The following is a 17,071-nucleotide window of genomic DNA, read 5'->3' as shown; positions in this document are numbered from 1 at the left end:
CAGGCCGAATGACACGATGCTGTCGGAACCCAATCCCGCATGACCGAAACGCAACCCGCGCCGCCCCCGCTCAACGATGGCATACCGCCTGCGGATTCGCATGGCGGCCACGGCACAAGCGGGTCGCGTACCGCACTTGCTGTCGGGGCGATCGGCATCGTTTTCGGCGATATCGGTACCAGCCCCCTCTACGCCTTCCGTGAAACCTTTGCCGGTACGGCCAGCATCGCGATCGACCGCATGCACGTGCTGGGCGTGGTCAGCCTGATCTTCTGGTCGATGCTGATCGTGGTGGCCCTGCAATATGTCACCATCCTGATGCGGGCCGACAACAAGGGGCAGGGCGGAAGCCTCGCGCTGGTCGCGCTGCTGAGCCGGCATATGGGTCGGTCGAGCTATGGCTGGCTGGTCGTGCTGCTTGGGGTTTTCGCGACATCGCTGTTTTACGGCGACAGTATGATCACCCCCGCCATTTCGGTCCTTTCGGCGGTCGAAGGCCTGACCGTGGTCAATCCCGGGCTCGATCCGCTGGTCATTCCGATCGCGTTGGTCCTGCTGATCTTCCTGTTCTTCCTCCAGAGTCGCGGCACGGCCAAGGTCGGCGCGCTCTTCGCGCCGGTAATGATTGTCTATTTCGTGACCATCGCCGGTCTCGGCTTGAACCAGATCATCCAAAACCCCGACATCCTGTGGGCGCTCAATCCGTGGTACGCGGTCCAGTTCTTCATCACGGATGGCGCGATTGCCTTCTTCGCACTCGGAGCTGTGGTGCTCGCCGTGACCGGTTCCGAGGCACTTTATTCGGACATGGGCCATTTCGGACGCGGGCCGATGCGTCTTTCCTGGTTCGGTTTCGTCATGCCGTGCCTGCTGCTCAACTATTTCGGGCAGGGCGCGATGATCGCCGGACTTCCACCTGAACAGGCCGCCGAAGTGGTGCGCAATCCCTTTTTCCTGCTCGCATCCGAAGAATTCCGCCTTCCGCTGGTGATCCTCGCGACAATGGCGACCTTCATCGCCAGCCAGGCGGTGATCTCGGGCGCGTTCAGCATCACCCACCAAGCGATGCAGCTGGGCTTCATGCCGCGCCTGACGATCAGCCACACCAGCGAGACCGAGGCCGGTCAGATCTACATCCCGGTGATCAACTGGGCGCTGATGTGCGCGGTGATCCTGCTTGTGCTCACCTTCCAGAATTCGTCCAGCCTCGCCAGCGCCTATGGAATCGCGGTGACTGGCGCGGTGACGATCGACACGCTGCTGATGGGGGTCCTGTTCGTCGGTGTTTGGAAGTGGAAATGGTTCCTCGCGCTGCCCGTGGTGGCATTCTTCCTGTTCGTTGACGGCGCCTATTTCGCGGCCAATCTGGTCAAGGTGCCCGATGGCGGCTGGTTCCCGCTTCTTATCGGACTGATCGCCTTCACCCTGCTCACGACCTGGGCGCGCGGGCGTAAGCTGATGCGCGACCGGATGAGCGAAACCGCGCTGCCGATCGAGATCTTCGCCAAGAGCGCCAAGAACTCGGCCACCCGCGTACCAGGTACGGCGATCTTCATGGCCAGCCAGACCGCCGGCGTGCCCTCCGCCCTGCTGCACAACATCAAGCACAACAAGGTGCTCCACGAACGCGTAGTGATCCTGACCGTCCTGATCGCCGATACGCCCTATGTCGATGCCGACAAGCGCTGCGAGATCCATGATTTGGGTGACGGTTTCTACCGCGCCGTGCTGCATTACGGTTTCATGGAGGAAACCAACGTGCCGCTGGGGCTCAAGCAGATGTCGGCCTGCGGCGGCGATTTCGACATGATGCACACCAGTTTCTTCCTCAGTCGTCAGACGCTTCTCGCCAGCGACAAGCCGGGCATGCCTCTCTGGCGCGAGAAGATCTTCGCCTGGATGCTCCGGAATGCGGCGACGGCGATGGACTTCTTCCGGCTCCCGACCAACCGCGTGGTCGAACTGGGCAGCCAGGTGGAAATCTAGGCCAGCGCCTCGTCGAGGATCTTGAGCGCCAGCGGCCAGTTCTCGGCGTGATCGTCACAGGATGCCTGCGACACGAAGCCTTCGTGCGTCAGCAGCACACGCCTTGCATCGTCCACTGGCTCTAGCTCGACGCGCAGGATGGTTTCGGCTCCCTGAGTGCCGACTTCGGTTCCATTGCCCGTGATCCAAGTCATTTCGACCAGCTCGCCATTTTTCAGGTCCAGTATCCGGCCGTAATGTGGATCGCGGCCCCATTCATCCCGGTTGTAGAAGAAATAGGGCTGGCCCGGCTCCGCTGACAGGAAGAGCGTGCCGGGCTGGGCGAACCAGCGATCAAGGCGGCTGGTGAAGGCGCCAAATACCTCTTCTGCGGAAGCCCGAATGACGTGTTCGCAGGTCATCCGGAAGGGACGGTTCGAATGGTCGGGGCGGGGTATTGCGGCCATGTGCGCCTCCTTGCGTCATTGCGGCGTTTGATCGACCCTTTCCCCGACAGGGTGCGCTACGCAGTCGCCGGGGGCTCTCCGGTCGATACTTCGTCGGACTGGCCCAGCCTCTTGCGCAGGTAATGGGATGCATGACTTGCCGGCCTTCCTTCCAGCGTGGCCATCAGCATATAGCCATTTTTCTCGTAGGACGGTTTGGCCTGCCAGCTAGTTGTCTCGACCAAGGCGAGTTCACAGCCCTGCGCCATGGCAAAAGCTTCAGCTCGCTCGATGAGCTGCACGCCGATCCCGGCTCCGCGCGCATCCTCGGAAAGCCACAGCAGTTCGATGTGCAGCGTGTTCCAGTAGCACGTCCCGCGCAAGCCCCCCCATGACTCGCTCCGCGCCGTCCGATGCGACCACGTGGAAACGAACCTCGTCTTCGTTCGGCTCGAGATCGGGGATCGTGGTGCGATTGAAGTTGGCGATGCCGTCGCTCAATGCTTTCGCAACGGATTCAGGCGGGTTCAGGTAAACTTCAATCGACATTGAAGTATGTCCTCGTGACGCTCACGCCGTCGGCGGTTCGTCCTTTATCACCTCGTCCTTTTCCTCCAGCGCGAGGCCATGCTTCAGCAGCATCGGGATCTGGGTGAAAGTGAACAGGAAACTGAGCGGCATGAATACCCAGAGTTTTGCCCACAGCCAGTCCTCGAAGTCGAGCTGCGCGCGGAGAACCTCGTTAAGCGCGGCGAGCGCAATGAAGAACAGGCCCCAGTTGCGCGACAGCTTGAGCCAACCCTGCGCGTCCACCCCTTCGAACGCCGCCTCGAGCAGCACCTGAAGCAGCGCCTTGCCGCGCAGCCATCCGCCCAGCAGCAATGCGCCGAAAAGCAAATAGATCGCGGTCGGCTTGATCTGGATGAACCGTTCGTCTTGCAACCAGATGGTCAGTCCACCGAAACCGACGATCAGTGCGGTCGAGAGGATCAGCATCGGGCTGACATGGCCGAACTTGAGCTTGCTGAAGACCAGCGCCGCCACCGCCGCGATCATGAAGGCGATCGTGCCGTAGATCACCGCCGCGATCTCCCCGAAGGTCGAGGTCTCGGGCGGCTGGTAGAACTTGTAAACGCCGAGGAAGACCAGCAGCGGGCCGTAGTCGACGAGGATGTTGAGCCATCCGGACTTGGATTTGGGCTTCATTTCGTCGGTCATCAGGCTACCCCCGCAATCACGCGCGCTACAAGGTCCGGATCGAAGGGGCGCAGATCGTCGATCTTCTCGCCCACGCCGATGGCGTGGATCGGCAGTCCGTATTGTTCGGCTGCCTGCACCAGAACGCCGCCGCGCGCCGTTCCGTCGAGCTTGGTCATCACGAGGCCGGTGACGCCGGCGACTTCCTTGAACACGTCGATCTGGCTGAGCGCGTTCTGGCCGTTGGTCGCATCGAGCACAAGCACAACGTCGTGCGGCGCCTCGGGATTGAGCCGGCCGAGGACTTTGCGGATCTTGGCCAGCTCGTCCATCAGCTCGCGCTTGTTCTGGAGCCGGCCCGCCGTGTCGACGATCAGCACGTCGGTGCCGATCTCGGTTGCCTGCTTGACCGCATCGAAGACGATCGAGGCGGGATCGCCGCCCTCCGGGCCGCGCACGATCGGTACGCCAACGCGGTCGGCCCAGGTGGCGAGTTGACCGATCGCCGCGGCGCGGAAGGTGTCGCCTGCCGCCAGCATCACCGCGTAATCGTCTTCCTGGAACAGGTGCGCGAGCTTGGCGATGGTTGTCGTCTTGCCGCTGCCATTGACGCCGATCACCAGCAGCACCTGCGGACGCGGGAAGGCGGTGATCTCGAGCGGCTTGGCCACCGGGCGCAGGATCGCGGCGATTTCCTCGGCCACGGCTTCCTTCAATTCGCGCTTGGAAATCTCGAGCCCGAAGCGCTTGTCGCGCAGCTTCTCGCGGATGCGCGCGGCAGCCGCGGGGCCGAGGTCCGAGAGGATCAGCGCATCCTCGACATCGTCGAGCGTCGCATCGTCGAGTTTGGCGGTCCCGACCACTTCGGTGAGATTGGTCGTCAGTTTCTCGGAGGTCTTGCGAAACCCTCCGAACAGCCGGTCGGTCCAGCTTTGCTTGTCACTCATTGCAGAAGGCCATTCTCGAATGCGGTCGGCGTCACGGTGAGGATGTCACCGGCGGGCGTGCCCTCGGGCAGCGAAACCCTGGCGAAATGAGGCGTGTAGCCCGTCCCGTCGCGCTCGGCGAGAACCGCGTGCGGCTTATCGACGAGCGACGCCAGCCACCCGTCGCGCGTCGCGGTTGCGGCGGCGCGCAGTTCGGCGGCGCGGCGCTTCACTTCGGCGCGCTCGACCTGCGGCATGCGGGCCGCCGGGGTGCCGGGCCGGGGCGAGTAGGGAAAGATATGCGCGTGGACGATCTTCAATTGGCGGATGACCGCAAGGTTCGCGGCATGGTGCTCCTCCGTCTCGGTCGGAAAACCGGCAATGAGATCGGAGCCCACTGCAGTCTCGGGACGCAGCTCAGCAATGCGCTCCACAAGTTCTATCGCGTCGCGTGTCAGATGCCGCCGCTTCATGCGCTTGAGGATCAAATCGTGCCCATGCTGCAGCGAAAGGTGAAGATGCGGCATCAGCCGCTGCTCATGCCCAAACAGTTCGAGCAGGAGTGGATCGATTTCGATCCCGTCGAGCGAGGACATCCGCAGGCGTCGGAGCTGCGGGAAGGTGTCGAGCACAGCGCGCACCAGCTCGCCAAGTGGAGGGGTGCCGGGGAGGTCGTGGCCCCACGAGGTCACGTCGACGCCCGTCAGCACCACCTCGGGCGCGCCATGATCGAGATGGCGTTCCACCTCGGCCAGGACCTGCGCAATGGTCAGCGAACGACTGGAGCCGCGTCCCTGCGGGATGACGCAGAAGGTGCAGGCATGATCGCAGCCGTTCTGCACCGCGATGAAGGCGCGTGTGCGATCCTGGGGGGCGGGCGGGGCCTCGGCGGGTACATTCCAGGCGCGCGCGTCAAGCTTGGCGGTGTTGGCGACGAGGCCGTCGACCTCGGGCATGGCCGCGAGCTGGTCGCGTTCGATATCGGCGGCGCAGCCGGTGACCAGCAGGCGGGCATCGGGATTGGCACGGCGCGCGCGGCGGATCGCCTGCCGCGTCTGGCGCACCGCCTCGCTGGTGACCGCGCAGCTGTTGACGACCACGAGATCGCGCTCCTGCGCCAACATGGCGCGGATCTGCTCGCTTTCGGAAATGTTGAGCCGGCAGCCGAGCGAGATGACCTGCGCTTCGTTCACGCGAAGTCGCTCCATTCGAAGCTACCGCGAAAGGCCTCGGTTGCGGGGCCGGTCATGGCGATACGGTTGTCTTCGCCCCATCCGATGATGAGGTCGCCGCCCGGCAGCGTCACCCGCACCTCGCGTTCGACCAGCCCACGGCGCATGGCGTGGACGGCGGTGGCGCAAGCCCCGGTTCCACATGCCCGGGTCAGCCCGGCGCCGCGCTCCCAGACGCGCAAGCGAACATGCGTGCGGCTCTCGATCGTCGCGACATTTACGTTGACCCGCTCGGGGAAGAGCGGGTCGTTCTCGATTTCCGGCCCGATCGTATCGAGCGGCACCGCGTCCGTGTCGGTGACGAAAAAGATCACATGCGGGTTGCCGACATTGACGGCGCCCGGCTGGTCGAGGCCATCCCAGCCGACCGGCATGGCGGCCGTGTCCATGGCATAGGCGAGGGGGATCGCATCCCAGTCGAAGCGCGGTTCGCCCATGTCGACGCTTGCGCCGTCATCGCGCGGCTCGACGCGGATCACGCCGCCCGCTGTCTCGACGCTCGCGGCAGAGCCATGCAGCAGCGCGACCGCGCGGCTGGCATTGCCGCAGGCCCCGACTTCGCCGCCGTCAGGATTGAAGATCCGCATACGGAAGTCCGCAGCCTCGCTCGGCTCGAGCAGGATCAACTGGTCGCAACCGATTCCGGTGCGTCGGTCGGCCAAGGCGCGGGCAGTGGCCTGATCGATGGCGGGCAGTTCGCGCACGCGCGCGTCGAGCACGACGAAGTCGTTGCCTAATCCGTGCATCTTGGTGAAATCGACGCGCATTGCGCCGCCGCATCTATGCACTCGTCGGCGCAGCGTCCAGTGTCGTGTCAGCCGGCGCGTTGATCCCCGCCATGGCGCGTGTCATGCGCGGCGAAATCGATCTCGGTAACGTTGTCGAGCTTGTCCTTGGCCAGTAGATCCTGGCGCTCGAGCCGTTCGAGCACCTGTGCGGCGGGTTCGGGGCGGCCATAGTGGTAGCCCTGACCCTTCATCTTGCCCATTCGCTTGAGCGTCTCGAGCACGAGCTCGTTCTCGATCCCTTCCGCGGTCACCGGCAGGTTCAGGCCATCGCTCATTGTCAGGATCGCATCGACCAGCTTGGCTCCATGCTCCTCCTGCTTGAGCTCGGCGATGAAGGCGCGATCGATCTTGAGCCGGTCGAAGGGTAGGCTGCGGAGCTGCGACAGGCTGGAATATCCGGTGCCGAAATCGTCGAGACTGACGCGCACGCCCTGGTTGCGCAGGCTGCTGATCATGGTGCGAACCATGCCGACATTCTCGTGCAGGCAGCTTTCGGTGATTTCGATATCGAGCCGGTTGGGTGGGAAATTGTGGCGCACCAGCAGCTTGAGCAGCTTCTGGGCGAACCACGGATCGCGCATCTGTACGGGAGAAATATTGACCGAGAGCGTCAGGTCCGAGTCCCATTGCTTCGCATCCTCGAAGGCCTGCGCCACGAGCGCTTCGCTCATTTCGCTGATGACGCCGATTTCCTCGGCGATGGGGATGAAGATATCGGGACCGACCACGCCCATTTCGGGTGATTCCCAGCGTGCGAGCATTTCGAAGCCGACCAGCTGACCCGTTTCGATGTCGATCTGCTGTTCGTAATAGGGACGAAATTCGCCCGCCGCGATGCCGCGGCGGATGCCCGCCTCGAGCTCGTTGCGGAAGCGCAACTCGTTTTCCATTTGCGGCTCGAACCAATAGAAGCGGTTCTTGCCCTGCTTCTTGGCGTGATACATGGCGATATCCGCCTTGTGCATCAGTTTTTGCGCCGAGGCGGTGCCGTCGCGCATGTCTTCCATTTGCGTGCTCGATGCGATGCCGATGGACATGGTCACATCGACTGGCGTGCCGGCATATTCCACCGGGCGCGCGACATGTTCGATCATCCGCGCGGCGAGCTGGTCGACACGGTCGGGTACCTGCGGGTGGTAGGGGACCACGCAGACGAACTCATCGCCGCCGAGCCGTGCAAGGATGCCGCCGTCGGGCAACAGCCGCTGGATGCGCTCGGCCGTGGAGCGCAGCACCTCGTCGCCGGCCTGATGGCCATGCAGATCGTTGACCTGCTTGAAGTTGTCCAGATCCACCGCGATCGCGGCAAGGGCCTGTTCGCGACGTTCGAGATCGATCAGCAAATCCCCCAGCGCGGCAGTGAAGCTGCGGCGGTTGTGGCAGCCGGTCAGGTGGTCGATATCGGCCAGACGACGCGCTTCCGCCTCGGATTCGCGGCGGGTGGCTAGTTCCTCGGTCAGCGCCTTGTAGCGGTGCCAGCCCAGCAGGATCAGGGCAATGTTGAGCAGCAGCGCGTTAGTGAGTGCGGCGTCGGGCGAGGCGCCTTGGCCATTCCAGGCCTTGATGAGGCTGGGCAGGACGACTCCAGCCGTTCCGACGAACAGGATGATCGCGGCAAACGCTATACCCAGCGTGACGATATCGCATTCGTGGCGCCCGAGCTTCGGACTCGGGCGTTCGCGTCGGCGTTGGTGGGTCTTGGCACTCTTCGCGGTCAATCCCGCCCCCTGGGTTGTTGTCTGCCATTTCGGCATAGGCCGTGACGCCTAAAAACAGGTTAACCGTGGGCTCGCTGGGGTGGTCACCCGGGCAGCCACAGGCTAGGCGCGCATCTTCCGAGGCAATGTGACGGAGATATGTCCCCGATGCGCTACTGGCTGATGAAATCCGAACCCTTCAAGTACAGCTGGGACGATCTCGTCGCCGAAGGCGAAGGGACCTGGGACGGCGTCCGTAACCATCGGGCCAAAAACAATCTCGCGGCGATGGAAGTGGGCGACCAGGCTTTCTTCTACCACTCGCGCGAGGGGCTCGAGATCGTTGGCATCTGCGAGGTGAGCGTGGCGGGCATCACCGACCCTACCGATCCGGAGGGCAGGTGGGCGGCGGTCAAGGTCAAGCCCAAGACCAAGCTGCCACATCCGGTCACGCTCAAGCAGATCAAGGCCGAGCCCAAGCTGGCCGATTGCGAACTGGTCAAGCTGTCGCGCCTGTCGGTAGCCGAGATCAAACCCGAGGAATGGTCGGTGATTTGCTCGATGGCGGGGATCTGACCTTCGTCGCAAGCCGCCACCACTTGGTCGCTACCACCGGAACGGGGTCACCCATCTGCCAGTTATCCTGCTGTAACCACGCGATAATCTGCGTGTGTCAACGAAAGGAGACGTCTCATGGGCGAACTGACAGAAAAGATCAAAGGCAACGCCAACGAAGCGACCGGCAACACCAAGCAGGCCGTCGGCGAAATGACCGACAACGAAAGCCTCAACCGCGAAGGCGAACGCCAGGAGCGCAAGGGCGAGGCCCAGCAGCTCAAGGGCGAAATCGAAGGCGCGCTCGGCGACGATATCTAAGCAAGTCGAACGCCGATTACAGCGAGGAAGGGCCGTCTCTCCGCGGGGAGGCGGCCCTTTCGCTTGTCTAACTAGCGGTTGCGTAATCCGCTGATGCTGGCACCGCTGGCGGCGAGCTGTTCGATATCTATGGCGCAGTGGATCAGTCGCAGGCCGCTGCGGGCCTTGGCGTCGACCAGCGCTACCTCGAACTCCTCACTGGTTGCAGCTCGTGCCGACCATCCGCCGAACGCCTCGGCCAACGCGGCAAAATCGGGGTTCGCAAGCCGTGTCGCGCTGATCCGCTCCTCGCCCGGGAATTCGCGTTCCTGGTGCATGCGGATTGTCCCGTAGGCGGAATTGTCGACCACGATCACGATCAGGTTGGCGCCGTGCTGGACGGCAGTCGCCAATTCCTGCCCGTTCATCAGGAAGTCGCCGTCACCGGCAACGGCGACTACCGTGCGCTCTGGATGACGCAGCGCGGCCGCGACCGCTGCGGGCACGCCATAGCCCATGGCGCCGCAAGTCGGGGCGAGCTGAGTCGGATAACCTTCATAGCGCCAATAGCGGTGCCACCAGCCCGAGAAATTGCCCGCGCCGTTGCAGATGATCGTGTCGCTGGGGAGCGTATCGCGCATGAACTGGACGGCCTGCCCCATGTCGAGCGCATGGCCGTTGGGATGCGCGGTCGCCCACGCCTGCCACTCGGCGTTGGCTTCGCGTCCGGCGTCGAAATCGAGCACCTCGCCCTCGTCCCACAGCGCGGCGCTCTCGGCGAACTCGTCCATGCTCGCGCAGATCGCGAGATCGGCGTGGTAGACGCGGCCCAGCTCGTCGGGGTCGGGATGGACATGGACCAGCTTGCGCTCGGGCGCGGTAAGCGGGGGCACTGTGTATCCATCGGTTGTCGCCTCGCCCAATCGCGCGCCCACCGCGAGGATGAGGTCGGCCTGCTTGACTCGCTCGACCAGCTTCGGATTGGGGCCATAGCCAAGATTGCCGGCATAAACCTCACTTGAACTTGCAATCGCATCCTGTCGCCGAAAGGCGGTCGCAACGGGGATTCCGAGCCGTTCGGCGAAGAGCTGGAAGTGCGCGCGCGCCTTGGCGTTCCAGCCAGCGCCGCCGATGATCGCGACCGGCGCGGCGGCATCGGCGATCAACGCCATCATCGCCTGTATTGCATCGGGGCAGGGGGCCTGAGCGGGCCGTTCGACACGCGGTCGCGGGGTGGCAGTCGTCGCACGGCTCAGCATGTCTTCGGGCAGCGCCAGGACGACCGGGCCGGGGCGGCCGGAGATCGCGGTGGCATAGGCGCGGGCGACATATTCGGGGATGCGGTCGGCCGAATCGATCCGCGCCGCCCATTTGGCGATCGGTCCGAAGAAGGCGGCGAAATCGACCTCCTGAAAGCCCTCGCGGTCGCGCATCTCGCTGTCCACGTCGCCGACGAATAGGATCATCGGCTGCGAATCCTGCATTGCGACATGAACGCCGATGCTGGCGTTGGTCGCCCCGGGGCCGCGCGTGACGAAGCCCACGCCCGGCCGCCCGGTCATTGCCCCATCGGCGCAGGCCATGAAGCCGACGCCGCCTTCCTGCCGGCAGGTCACCACCTCGATCGAGTCCTGCCGGGCCAGGCCGTCGAGCACCTGGAGGAAGCTCTCGCCGGGGACGGTAAAGATGCGGTCGCAGCCCTGCTCGATCAGGCAGTCGACGAGGAGTTGGGCGGCTTGGGGCGTATCGGGCGCTGTCATGTCCGGCGGTTAGCCCGGCTGAACGGGCGGTGCAATCGCGCTGATCCGTGCCAAATGGGGACAGGCCAAGCGGGCGAGGATAGTCAAAGGTTAAAAAAGCGTTAACGTGGGTGCCATGAGACGCTCCCTGGTCCTGACCACCGAATCCGCCCGCCACTGGTTTCGCGCCAGCCTGCCCCAGCGCCGCAGCGCTTTCGCCGACCTTCCCGCAAGCAAGGCAATCGACTGGCCTGCGAGCGGGGCCTTCGATTGGCGCCTGACCGCCGCGGACGTGCGCGGTGTTGCGACGACCTATTTCGCGACGCTGGCGGCGGTTCTCGCCTTCATACTCTAGGCCTCACGCCCCGGCAGCCGCGGCAAGGTCTGCGGCGGCGTTCTCGGCAGCGATCAGGCGCCGGGCCAGCCAGGCCGAGAACAGGCACATGGCCGCGCAAAGCAGCAGCTGTTCGGTGATCGGCACGCTCGCCGCGCTCAACGCCATTGCTGCCAAAGATCCGCCGACCATCGCCCCCGAATTGACGATATTGTTCGCCGCGATCGTACGCGAGGCCTTGTCGGGCGAGACGCGCGTGGTGAGGAAGGCGTAGAGCGGCACGACAAACATCCCGCCCGACACCGAGATCCCCAGCAGGCACAGCAGCAGCATCGCGGCCATCGGCCAGGCGATGAACTCGCTCACGCCGAGCAGGCTGGTCGGCTGGTCGGCCTCCCACAGCTTGGCGACGACATAGAAGGCGACCACGAACAGTCCCATGACGATCACCGAGATCGGCGAGTAGCGCGCCGAGACGCGCCCCTTGAGCAGCGCGTTGACGGCGACCGAGCCGATCGCCACGCCGACCGAGAACACCACCAGGAACAGGCTCGCGACTTCGGGGCTGGCCATGATCGTGTTCTTCGCCAACGGCGGGAACTGGATGAACAGCACCGCGCCGATGGTCCAGAAGAAGCTGATCGCGAGGATGGCGTAATAGACCTCCGGATTGTGCATCGTGTCGCGCACCAGCTTCACCGAGGCGCGCCATATGTGCCAGTCGAGCTTTTCCGGTTCGCCGAGCGGCGGCGCGGGGGGCACCTGGCGGCTGACGAGATAGCCGATGCAGGCGGTCAGCAGGATGCCCACCGTGGCCCATCCGGTGTGCTTCACCGCCAGCGGCCCGGCGAGGATCGTACCCGCGAGGATGGCGATATAGGTGCCCGCCTCGACCCAACCGGTGCCGGCGAGCACTTCGTCCTTCTCGAGATGCTGTGGCAGGATCGCGTATTTGATCGGCCCGAAGAAGGTCGAATGCACCCCCATCGCGAACAGCGCGACGAGCAGCAGCGGGATCGCGAAAACGTGCACCGCCACCCCCTTCCACGCCAGCGTCAGCCCCACCGCGCCGACGCCCATGATTGCGATCTCGCAGAGCTTGATGATGCGGATGATCCTGGCCTTGTCGCGCATGTCGGCGAGCTGGCCCGCCAGCGCGGATAGGAGGAAGAAGGGCAGGATGAACAGGCCCGAGGCGAGGCCGCTGAACGCCGCCTCCGTACTCTCGTCGCTGTAGACGGCATAGACCACGAACAGGACCATGGTCGTCTTGTAGAGATTGTCGTTGAAGGCGTTGAACAGCTGCGTGACGAACAGCGGCAGGAACCGCCGGGTGCGCAGCAAGTGCATCGATGTAAGCATGACCCCCCGGGCAGAAACCCATTCTCGCGGCCGAGTCTAGTGCCATCGCCATGGCGGACAAGGGCAATCGGCGGCTTTTGCGACGGGGCGATTGCGGCTAGGCATGCGGCCAGCATGCTTACCCTGCCCAACATCCTCACCCTGTCGCGCATCGTCGCGATCCCGCTGCTGGCCTGGTTCCTGTGGTGGCCGGGCTGGGCGACTGGCTATCTGCTCGCCTTCGGGCTCTACTGCCTGATGGGCGTGACCGACTATTTCGACGGCTATCTCGCGCGCACCAGCGGGACGGTGTCGAAGCTCGGCATCTTCCTCGATCCGATCGCCGACAAGATCATGGTCGCCGCGGTGATCCTGGTGCTCGCGGCGCAGGGCGTGCTGACCGGCCCCTATGTCGGCGATGCGCATGTGATCGCCGGGCTGGTGATCCTGATGCGCGAGATCGCGGTCAGCGGCCTGCGCGAATTCCTCGGCCCGCTGCAGGTCTCGGTCCCGGTATCCAAGCTCGCCAAGTGGAAGACGACCTTCCAGATGGTCGCACTCGGGTCGCTGATCCTGGGTGAGGGGCTGCCGCAATGGACCACCATGTTCGGCGCAGTCGAGGCCAATGTCCCGCACACCGTGGGCCTCACCACGCTCTGGGCGGCGGCGGTGCTAACGGTGGTGACCGGCTGGGATTACCTTCGCGTCGGCCTCAAGCACATGGATTAGGATTCGCCCTCGGCCATTCTGTAGACATGGACCGGGTGTTACACGGTCCAAGCGGGAAAAACGCGGGGGCGCGAGGGGCGGAATTCGGCTGGTTCGACGGCGAGAAAGAGCGCGCGGATTTTAGCGCGTCGGGCGCGTGTAGGAAATGTCCGGAATGGGCTGCTAGCTGACCGTCTGCTATCGGCAGAACTTACTGGAAAGCGGCAATTCGGCTGGCGACCCAATTGTCCCGAGATGTCCGAGCCTTAAGAGGCTTGGGTATAAGCCGGTTTGGATAGGTGGCGCTGGAAATTGGTAGTTGATTCCTCCGTTTAGCGCTTGGGAACGGCTCGCGGCGGTGCATCTTCCACTTAACCCGTCGATGGCTGAGCGGTCGCAATCCGCTTCCCCTGCAACCGAACTCACCCACAACCCGTTGCGTTCATTCACCTTCCCTTAGCTGTCTGACAGTATGGGATGCGCAAGAGGACTTCACTTTCTTTGGCTTCCGGGGGGACTCGATTTTGATGGGGTTGATACTCAGCCGGAGTGACAAGGATTTGCCACTCCCGCTGTACAGCCAGCTGGTAAGTGGGCTTCACCAGACGCCTCGGGCCGTGATGGTAGGATCGGGCTGCTGTATAGGGTCACTTGGCGGACTGCTCGCGTTCCGCGCTCAAGATGTTGGGTTAACCGCTCTCACCATATTAGCGGTCATGTGTGTGCTCTTGGGGCTATTGAAGCGACCACGGAGTTTGGCGCGAGCATCTTTCAAGGAAGTCTACTACTCTGAGGTGGTCTTCTGGGTCGCAGCTTTGGGATCTTCGGCCGCTGTCGGAGCACTCAGCGCTCGCGCGATAATCGTGAGCAACCTACCCATTGTCCACTTGCTCGCCCTCGCCCTCGCGATGGCCACCATGGCTGTAGCGCAGCGCAATTATCATCGCCCCCGCTTGGTCGCTGCGCAGTTACTGTCTGTCGCACTCCCGGGGGCATTCGCATTATTTTCCCATGGTGGGCTCGAGTACGGCGTTATGGCGGTGGGCGCACTTGTTTTAACTTTCATGATTTGGCGGACAGCGCTCGCTCACTGCCTCGACGTTCAAGAGGGTATCCGTAAAGACCAGGCGCTAAACGCTCAAAATCAGCGGTTCGACGCCGCGCTGAACAACATGGCGCAGGGCTTATGTATGTTCGATGGGGATGGGCGCCTCCTTGTCTGCAATCGAAAATATATCGAACTTTACGGATTTTCCGACGATGTGGTTCGGCCTGGCATCGAGTTTATTGACCTGCTTCGGCATAGTGTGGAGGTCGGCAATCACTCGGTGGCGGACTTTGATCCCTTGCACGATAAATTCGTGGAGAAGATGGTCTCGTGTGAATCCTCGACCTTTCTGAATGAACTCAATGATGGGCGGACCATCGCGCTTTCTCATCAGGTGATGAGTTCTGGGGGATGGGTAACTACTCACGAAGACGTTACCGAACGTAGGCATGCAGAGGCGCGGATCGCACACATGGCTCGCCACGATGCACTAACGGACTTACCCAATCGCGCTTTCTTTCAGGAGCGGCTGAGAGAAGCCCTCGTACGCATTCCTGCTCGCAAGCAAGTGGCAGTTCTTTGCTTGGACTTGGATCGATTCAAGCCGGTAAACGATACCCTTGGTCATTCGGTAGGGGATTCAATTCTTCAGCAAGTTGCGGAAAGATTGAAAGAATGCGTGCGCGAGAATGACACCGTCGCGCGGATTGGGGGTGACGAGTTTGCAATCATTCAATCTGCCACCTTCCAACCAGAAGCCGGAAAGGCGCTAGCAGAACGGATCGTCTCGGCTCTAGGCGAGCCCTTCTATGTTGGTAATCAGCAAATCAGTATCGGGGCGAGCGTAGGAATATCCCTCGGGCCGCAGGACAGCCTTGATGCTAATCAATTGTTGGTCAATGCAGATCTGGCATTGTATCAAGCAAAAGCGCAGGGTCGGGGTCGCTACAGCTTTTTCGTTCCCGCGATGGACCAGCAAATGCAGGCGAGGCGTGAGCTTGAAGAAGATCTGCGGCGCGCCGTGGTCAACGGTGAGTTCGAGGTGTTTTATCAGCCGGTGATAAACACTCACAATGAAAAGATAGCTTCCTTCGAGGCGCTCCTACGTTGGAACCACCCCAGCAAAGGAATGATCCTACCAGGCAATTTTATCGCGGCCGCCGAAGATATTGGTTTGATTGTGCCCGTAGGGGAATGGACCTTGCGGCAAGCTTGCCTCGAGGCGGCCGCTTGGCCCAAAAACATTGGAATTTCGGTCAATCTCTCTCCTATCCAGTTTAGGGTGGGCGGTGACCTCGTGCGTTCGGTTGCCGATGCGCTCGTGGTATCGGGTATCGATCCAGAGCGCCTCGAATTTGAAATCACAGAGGGGGTCTTGTTGGACGAGACCCTCGAAACACAGACGATCTTAGGTGAGCTTCGAAAGCTTGGCGTGCGGTTCGCATTGGACGACTTCGGAACCGGATATTCCAGCTTGAGCTATTTGCGTTCGTTTCCCTTCAACAGAATCAAGATTGACCAATCTTTTATTCGAGACATCGATACCCGGTCTCATGCGCTGTCGATCATCCGCGCCGTGGCCGATCTGGGAACCAACCTCGGCATGTCTATCACGGCAGAAGGAATCGAAACTGCCGAGCAGCTAGAGCATGTTCGTTCCGAAGGATGTTCCCAAGCCCAAGGGTACCACGTGGGATTGCCGATGGACGCTGAAGCCACTTCGCGACTTCTGGAAAAATCCTTCCCCGCTGATGATCGAGAGGCAGCATGATAAGCGATGGACGCAATCGAAGGAGCCATACCGGCAATCCCCAATGGAGCCCGTTTGAGACAGCACGGGTGATCGTCCGCTAACCCGCCCGCAATTCCTCGGCCAGCAGTTCAAAATCGGCGCGCCTTGGCGAATTCTTGCGCCAGATCAGCGCGATTTCGCGGGTGGCGGTCTTGCTCTTGAGCGGGCGCGCGACGACTTCGGTGCCGTCGAGAATCCCTGCGTCGACCGCCATCTTGGGCAGCATGGTCAGGCCGAGGTCGTTGTCGACCATCTGCACCAGCGTGTGCAGGCTGGTGCCGATCATCGTCGCGCTGGCGCGCAGTTCGGGGCGGTTGCAGGCGGCCAGCGCATGGTCCTTGAGACAGTGCCCGTCCTCGAGCAGCAGTAGCCGGCCCTCGTCGATCATACTCGGCGGGATGAGGTCGGGCGGGTCGCGCGGATCGTCCTTGGGAAAGGCGACATAGAGCTCGTCGTCGGCAATATGCGCCTTTTCGACCTCGCCGGTGGCGAAGGGCAGGGCGAGCAGCACGCAATCGACGCGCCCGTGCTGGAGCGATTCGACCGCGTCGTGGCTGGTCTCCTCGCGCAGGAAAAGCTCGAGGTCGGGGCGTTCCTTGCGCAGCCGCGGCAGAAAGCGCGGGATCAGGAAGGGGGCGATCGTGGGGATCACGCTCATGCGCAATTGCCCGGCGAGTGGCTTGCCCGCGGCCTGGACCAGGTCGGCCAGTTCCTCTGCCTCGCGCAGGATGCGATGCGCCTTCTCGACCACCTGGTTGCCGAGCGCGGTGAAGCGGACCACGCGGCGGCTGCGTTCGACCAGCGTCACGCCGAGCAGCGATTCGAGCTCGCGGATGCCCGCCGAGAGGGTCGATTGCGAGACGAAGCTCGCCTCCGCCGCGCGGCCGAAATGGCCGTGCTCGTGCAGCGCGACGAGATATTGCAGCTGCTTCAGCGTGGGGAGGTAGGTGGACATCAGTATCCTCCCGCGTCGGGGGAGGGGGACCGCGCGGAGCGGGGTGGA

General features: G+C 62.9%; 16 protein-coding genes. 6 read left to right on the top strand and 10 right to left on the bottom strand.

Translation table 11 applies throughout. The features are described from left to right. The first annotated feature begins 39 nt into the window (after positions 1 to 39). Positions 40 to 1,986: a potassium transporter Kup gene (locus ACEQZ0_RS04750; protein ID WP_370188893.1), complete on the top strand. Its 1,947-nt coding sequence runs from the start codon at positions 40 to 42 to the stop codon at positions 1,984 to 1,986. On the opposite strand, the gene ACEQZ0_RS04745 is transcribed toward ACEQZ0_RS04750, so the two are convergent. From ACEQZ0_RS04745 to ACEQZ0_RS04715, 7 genes are all read right to left on the bottom strand, one after another. Beyond that, entirely contained in the window at positions 1,983 to 2,432 is a 450-nt protein-coding gene (locus ACEQZ0_RS04745) for an SRPBCC domain-containing protein (protein WP_370188891.1), read from the bottom strand. The two genes, ACEQZ0_RS04750 and ACEQZ0_RS04745, sit on opposite strands and share 4 nt — an antisense overlap. Before the next feature lie 56 nt (positions 2,433 to 2,488). Next, a complete protein-coding gene (locus ACEQZ0_RS04740; protein WP_370188889.1) occupies positions 2,489 to 2,794 on the bottom strand; it encodes a GNAT family N-acetyltransferase in 306 nt (101 codons plus the stop codon). A 187-nt stretch (positions 2,795 to 2,981) separates the two neighbouring features. After that, positions 2,982 to 3,629: an inner membrane-spanning protein YciB gene (locus tag ACEQZ0_RS04735; protein ID WP_370188887.1), complete on the bottom strand. Its 648-nt coding sequence runs from the start codon at positions 3,627 to 3,629 to the stop codon at positions 2,982 to 2,984. Next, entirely contained in the window at positions 3,629 to 4,555 is a 927-nt protein-coding gene (gene ftsY / locus ACEQZ0_RS04730; RefSeq protein ID WP_370188885.1) for a signal recognition particle-docking protein FtsY, read from the bottom strand. Before ftsY ends, ACEQZ0_RS04735 begins: the two co-directional genes overlap by 1 nt. Continuing rightward, complete coding sequence (locus ACEQZ0_RS04725) at positions 4,552 to 5,727, bottom strand: MiaB/RimO family radical SAM methylthiotransferase (RefSeq protein WP_370188883.1); 1,176 nt, start codon at positions 5,725 to 5,727, stop codon at positions 4,552 to 4,554. Before ACEQZ0_RS04725 ends, ftsY begins: the two co-directional genes overlap by 4 nt. Beyond that, positions 5,724 to 6,533 carry a diaminopimelate epimerase gene (gene dapF, locus ACEQZ0_RS04720; RefSeq protein WP_370188881.1) on the bottom strand — a complete coding sequence of 270 codons (810 nt, stop codon included), beginning with the start codon at positions 6,531 to 6,533 and terminating at the stop codon, positions 5,724 to 5,726. The genes ACEQZ0_RS04725 and dapF overlap by 4 nt, the downstream gene beginning before the upstream one ends. Before the next feature lie 47 nt (positions 6,534 to 6,580). Then, positions 6,581 to 8,272 (bottom strand): putative bifunctional diguanylate cyclase/phosphodiesterase, encoded by a 1,692-nt coding sequence (locus ACEQZ0_RS04715; RefSeq protein WP_370188879.1) that lies wholly within the window; start codon positions 8,270 to 8,272, stop codon positions 6,581 to 6,583. A gap of 147 nt (positions 8,273 to 8,419) precedes the next feature. Here ACEQZ0_RS04715 and ACEQZ0_RS04710 point away from each other — a divergent pair, with 147 nt between their 5' ends. Together ACEQZ0_RS04710 and ACEQZ0_RS04705 are read left to right on the top strand one after the other, a co-directional pair. Then, positions 8,420 to 8,827, top strand: a complete 408-nt coding sequence (locus ACEQZ0_RS04710) for an EVE domain-containing protein (protein ID WP_370188877.1) — start codon at positions 8,420 to 8,422, stop codon at positions 8,825 to 8,827. A gap of 117 nt (positions 8,828 to 8,944) precedes the next feature. Continuing rightward, positions 8,945 to 9,127: a CsbD family protein gene (locus tag ACEQZ0_RS04705; protein WP_370188875.1), complete on the top strand. Its 183-nt coding sequence runs from the start codon at positions 8,945 to 8,947 to the stop codon at positions 9,125 to 9,127. A gap of 71 nt (positions 9,128 to 9,198) precedes the next feature. Here the strand turns inward: ACEQZ0_RS04705 and ACEQZ0_RS04700 are convergent, their stop codons facing one another. After that, positions 9,199 to 10,866 carry a thiamine pyrophosphate-binding protein gene (locus ACEQZ0_RS04700; protein WP_370188873.1) on the bottom strand — a complete coding sequence of 556 codons (1,668 nt, stop codon included), beginning with the start codon at positions 10,864 to 10,866 and terminating at the stop codon, positions 9,199 to 9,201. A gap of 115 nt (positions 10,867 to 10,981) precedes the next feature. Here ACEQZ0_RS04700 and ACEQZ0_RS04695 point away from each other — a divergent pair, with 115 nt between their 5' ends. Beyond that, positions 10,982 to 11,200, top strand: a complete 219-nt coding sequence (locus ACEQZ0_RS04695; protein WP_370188871.1) for a hypothetical protein — start codon at positions 10,982 to 10,984, stop codon at positions 11,198 to 11,200. A 3-nt stretch (positions 11,201 to 11,203) separates the two neighbouring features. Here ACEQZ0_RS04695 and ACEQZ0_RS04690 read toward each other — a convergent pair whose 3' ends face one another. Continuing rightward, a complete protein-coding gene (locus tag ACEQZ0_RS04690) occupies positions 11,204 to 12,541 on the bottom strand; it encodes an MFS transporter (RefSeq protein ID WP_370188869.1) in 1,338 nt (445 codons plus the stop codon). 114 nt (positions 12,542 to 12,655) lie between these two features. On the opposite strand from ACEQZ0_RS04690, the gene pgsA reads away from it, so the two are divergent. Both pgsA and ACEQZ0_RS04680 read left to right on the top strand, forming a co-directional pair. Then, complete coding sequence (gene pgsA / locus ACEQZ0_RS04685) at positions 12,656 to 13,249, top strand: CDP-diacylglycerol--glycerol-3-phosphate 3-phosphatidyltransferase (protein ID WP_370188867.1); 594 nt, start codon at positions 12,656 to 12,658, stop codon at positions 13,247 to 13,249. Positions 13,250 to 14,145: 896 nt separating this feature from the next. Then, on the top strand, positions 14,146 to 16,047 hold the full coding sequence (locus ACEQZ0_RS04680) for a putative bifunctional diguanylate cyclase/phosphodiesterase (RefSeq protein WP_372529833.1): 1,902 nt from the start codon (positions 14,146 to 14,148) through the stop codon (positions 16,045 to 16,047). A 79-nt stretch (positions 16,048 to 16,126) separates the two neighbouring features. On the opposite strand, the gene ACEQZ0_RS04675 is transcribed toward ACEQZ0_RS04680, so the two are convergent. Then, on the bottom strand, positions 16,127 to 17,023 hold the full coding sequence (locus ACEQZ0_RS04675) for a LysR substrate-binding domain-containing protein (protein WP_370188862.1): 897 nt from the start codon (positions 17,021 to 17,023) through the stop codon (positions 16,127 to 16,129). Between the last annotated feature and the right edge of the window lie 48 nt (positions 17,024 to 17,071).

This window comes from Qipengyuania sp. (genome assembly GCF_964227205.1).
GTDB lineage: Bacteria > Pseudomonadota > Alphaproteobacteria > Sphingomonadales > Sphingomonadaceae > Qipengyuania.
This window is presented reverse-complemented; position numbering and strand designations above follow the sequence as displayed.

Excerpts from the sequence above, each read along its gene's own strand:
- ACEQZ0_RS04695 (WP_370188871.1), top strand. The coding sequence starts at position 10,982 with ATGAGACGCTCCCTGGTCCTGACCACCGAATCCGCCCGCCACTGGTTT.
- pgsA (WP_370188867.1), top strand. The coding sequence starts at position 12,656 with ATGCTTACCCTGCCCAACATCCTCACCCTGTCGCGCATCGTCGCGATC.
- ACEQZ0_RS04690 (WP_370188869.1), bottom strand. The coding sequence starts at position 12,541 with ATGCTTACATCGATGCACTTGCTGCGCACCCGGCGGTTCCTGCCGCTG.
- ACEQZ0_RS04705 (WP_370188875.1), top strand. The coding sequence starts at position 8,945 with ATGGGCGAACTGACAGAAAAGATCAAAGGCAACGCCAACGAAGCGACC.
- ACEQZ0_RS04700 (WP_370188873.1), bottom strand. The coding sequence starts at position 10,866 with ATGACAGCGCCCGATACGCCCCAAGCCGCCCAACTCCTCGTCGACTGC.
- ACEQZ0_RS04675 (WP_370188862.1), bottom strand. The coding sequence starts at position 17,023 with ATGTCCACCTACCTCCCCACGCTGAAGCAGCTGCAATATCTCGTCGCG.
- ACEQZ0_RS04680 (WP_372529833.1), top strand. The coding sequence starts at position 14,146 with ATGGCTGTAGCGCAGCGCAATTATCATCGCCCCCGCTTGGTCGCTGCG.
- ACEQZ0_RS04710 (WP_370188877.1), top strand. The coding sequence starts at position 8,420 with ATGCGCTACTGGCTGATGAAATCCGAACCCTTCAAGTACAGCTGGGAC.
- dapF (WP_370188881.1), bottom strand. The coding sequence starts at position 6,533 with ATGCGCGTCGATTTCACCAAGATGCACGGATTAGGCAACGACTTCGTC.
- ACEQZ0_RS04735 (WP_370188887.1), bottom strand. The coding sequence starts at position 3,629 with ATGACCGACGAAATGAAGCCCAAATCCAAGTCCGGATGGCTCAACATC.
- ACEQZ0_RS04750 (WP_370188893.1), top strand. The coding sequence starts at position 40 with ATGACCGAAACGCAACCCGCGCCGCCCCCGCTCAACGATGGCATACCG.
- ftsY (WP_370188885.1), bottom strand. The coding sequence starts at position 4,555 with ATGAGTGACAAGCAAAGCTGGACCGACCGGCTGTTCGGAGGGTTTCGC.
- ACEQZ0_RS04745 (WP_370188891.1), bottom strand. The coding sequence starts at position 2,432 with ATGGCCGCAATACCCCGCCCCGACCATTCGAACCGTCCCTTCCGGATG.